Source organism: Roseofilum sp. SBFL, from assembly GCF_017746885.1.
Classification (GTDB): Bacteria; Cyanobacteriota; Cyanobacteriia; order Cyanobacteriales; family Desertifilaceae; genus Roseofilum.
In genome coordinates this window covers 1-2,913 of record NZ_JAGHZH010000107.1, presented here as the reverse complement: position 1 = coordinate 2,913, position 2,913 = coordinate 1, and the positions used below count along the sequence as shown (strand labels likewise).

Below are 2,913 nucleotides of genomic sequence, written 5' to 3'. Positions count from 1 at the left end.
AGTACCCACCTAAGCTTTCTATCTCTCAGATGGTGAATGCCCTTAAAGGCGTTTCTAGTCGTCGATATGGTCAAGCTGGCTACCCTAAACCCTATGGAAAAGATGCCCTCTGGAGTCCTAGCTATTTTGTTAGCTCCATTGGAGGCGCGCCAATAGAAGTTCTAAAGCAGTACATTAGAGAACAAGAAAAGCCGTCCTAGAAGGACGGGGTTTTAGACCCATTCTTCTGATAAACTCTCGCAGTTTAGATAATTCTAATCGACGATCGCCCACCCTACCTTTTTTGTACTTCAAAATCCGCTCTAGTCCAAATAAATTCACGATCGCTGGATGGGGATAGACTTCTATTTGATAGCGTCCGGGTGTTTGAGGCATGATTTCCGGGGCATGGCTAAACCCCCGTGTGGTTAAAGATTCACCAAATCCTGTGGTACGCTCGGCAAATGGACGCTGTTGATTGGCAGGATAACATCCCGCATCGTACTTGCCGAAATAGCGATGGGTGAGGCGATCGCACAGACGCATTCCGGTTAGATTAGGAATTAGAGTTGGCGCATCTACGGCAATTAATCCAGGAGTTTCGGAGGGAACCTGGCGATCGATCCAAGCCAGAATCCGCTCCAGGTCGATCTCTGTCGTTAAGTCTAGCAGATGCAATTGCCCAGCGCCCCACTCTAAGCAACACAACCCAGTCGCTCCAGAGCGCCATCCTAAATCAATTCCCAGAAATTTCATACGTCAGGCAAGAGCCAAGTATCGTAGTGGACTATTTCATCTCAAACAAGGTATTAGGTGCGACTTGTTGTAGCGCTAAAGCGCTACAACGAAGGAAAAAGTATCGGTAATTACCTCCTGTTTTTTAATGCACTATTTACCCTATTTTTTAACCAAAGTACTGTTCAATAAAGTTAGTGTACACATTGCCTTCTAAGAAAGCTGAAGTTTCCAGAATTTTCTGGTGAAATTCAATCGTGGTTGGTACACCCGTAATTGCACATTCTTGCAAGGCCCGTCTCATGCGACGGATTGCACTATCTCGGTCTGCACCCCAAACAATTAATTTACCAATAAGGGAATCATAATAGGGGGGAATTTCGTAATCGGTGTAGACATGGGAATCAAACCGCACACCGGGGCCTCCAGGAACGAGATAGCCACTGATGCGGCCGGGGTTAGGACGGAAATTATGATCGGGATCTTCGGCATTCACCCGACATTCGATCGCATGACCTCTGAATTGAACTTGTTTTTGGCTTAAGGAGAGTTTTTCTCCTTGGGCAATGCGGATTTGTTCGGCAATTAAATCCAGTCCGGTCACCATTTCCGTAACTGGATGTTCGACTTGAATCCGGGTGTTCATTTCCATGAAGTAGAAATTGCCAGATTTATCGAGTAGAAACTCAATGGTTCCGGCTCCCGTGTAGTTAATCGAACGCGCTGCTTTAATGGCAGCTTCTCCCATTTTTTGCCGCAGTTTCGGGGTTAGAGCGGGGCTGGGAGATTCTTCTAACAGTTTTTGATGTCGTCTTTGAATTGAGCATTCTCGCTCCCCTAGGTGAATGACATTACCGTAGGAGTCAGCTAAAATCTGAAATTCAATATGGCGGGGATTTTCAATAAATTTTTCTAGGTAAACCCCAGCATTACCAAAGGCGGCTTCGGCTTCTCCTTGAGCGGCTCGGAACAGTTTAATCAGTTGGCTCTCATCCCGAACCAGGCGCATTCCCCGTCCGCCTCCTCCAGCCGTGGCTTTGAGCATGACTGGATAGCCAATATCACGAGCCACACGGATGGCTTCATGTTCATTGCTCAAGAGTCCATCACTACCGGGTACAGTGGGGACTTTAGCCTTTTGCATGGTGGCTTTAGCGGTGGATTTATCCCCCATTGCTCGCATGGCTTCTGGGGTGGGACCGATAAATGTAATTTGGTGATCGGCGCAAATTTCGGCAAATTTGGCATTTTCGGCTAGGAAACCATAACCCGGATGAATGGCGGTGGCGTTGCGGGTCAGGGCAGCAGCGATAATGTTGGGAATGTTGAGATAGCTTTTGTTGCTATTGGCCTCTCCAATACAGACAGCTTCATCGGCTAACTGTACATGGAGAGCCTGATGGTCTATGGTGGAGTGAACAGCAACGGTGGCAATGCCCAGTTCTTCACAGGTGCGGAGGATGCGAAGGGCAATCTCTCCTCGGTTGGCAATCAGGATTTTTGAAAAAGTCATCTTCCAGTTTTTGAGCATGATATATTCCGTTAGAATAGGGGGTTTGGGGGCCTTTCTGGAAGATCTTTTTTTCTGATGGGTGCGATCGCCGTTGACTTATGCTACTATAAGAATCGGTGAGCGATGCTCACCAGTTGTCAGCGGATGTGGCGGAATTGGTATACGCGCACGCTTGAGGGGCGTGTGGCTTTTCCTTTCGAGTTCGAGTCTCGCCATCCGCATGAGATAAAGATGAATGGGAGGCTGGCTATTTCTTGCTCGCAAGGCAAAGCCACACGCCCCTCAAACAGCTCATAAGGCTCTACTCAACACACATTCAACACAAAACCACCATAGCACCTCCAAAAATAAGGTGCAAGAAATAGGTCAAGCAGAATAGGGAAAAATTATAGATAAAAGCATTGCCATAGAATTTCATCTATAAGCCAATCACATGACCATCACATAAGAGTTTTCTATAGAATGCATAGAGAAATTCAAGGAGTTCCCTGAGAGAACTGGCAACCCCTCCCAAAACCCCTAAAAATATCTCTCACCTTCAGACATCCAGAAGCGATACGGGCGGCTAGCCCGAGAGAATTGAGTCGCTTTTGGTAGATAGTAAATCCCTCCAGGAAGCTCATAGTAAACCGTTTCTGTCCCCGCCTCTTCATCCTCTATTTCTACTCCTTCTGGAACAGGTTCTT

The 2,913-nt window shown here is 47.1% G+C and carries 2 protein-coding genes, 1 tRNA gene and 1 pseudogene; 2 read left to right on the top strand and 2 right to left on the bottom strand.

The window, feature by feature from the left end; translation table 11 throughout:
- The coding region (gene tnpA / locus J7545_RS11945; protein ID WP_318719600.1) for an IS200/IS605 family transposase at window positions 1–200 on the top strand (200 nt) is incomplete at its 5' end.
- 28 nt (window positions 201–228) lie between these two features.
- On the opposite strand, the pseudogene J7545_RS11940 reads toward tnpA, so the two are convergent.
- Window positions 229–735: pseudogene (locus J7545_RS11940) on the bottom strand (DUF429 domain-containing protein); the annotation flags it as partial.
- A gap of 148 nt (window positions 736–883) precedes the next feature.
- Window positions 884–2,227, bottom strand: a complete 1,344-nt coding sequence (accC, locus tag J7545_RS11935) for an acetyl-CoA carboxylase biotin carboxylase subunit (protein WP_318719597.1) — start codon at window positions 2,225–2,227, stop codon at window positions 884–886.
- A gap of 140 nt (window positions 2,228–2,367) precedes the next feature.
- Between accC and J7545_RS11930 the strand changes: the two genes are divergently transcribed.
- Window positions 2,368–2,448, top strand: a tRNA-Leu gene (locus J7545_RS11930).
- Window positions 2,449–2,913: the final 465 nt, after the last annotated feature.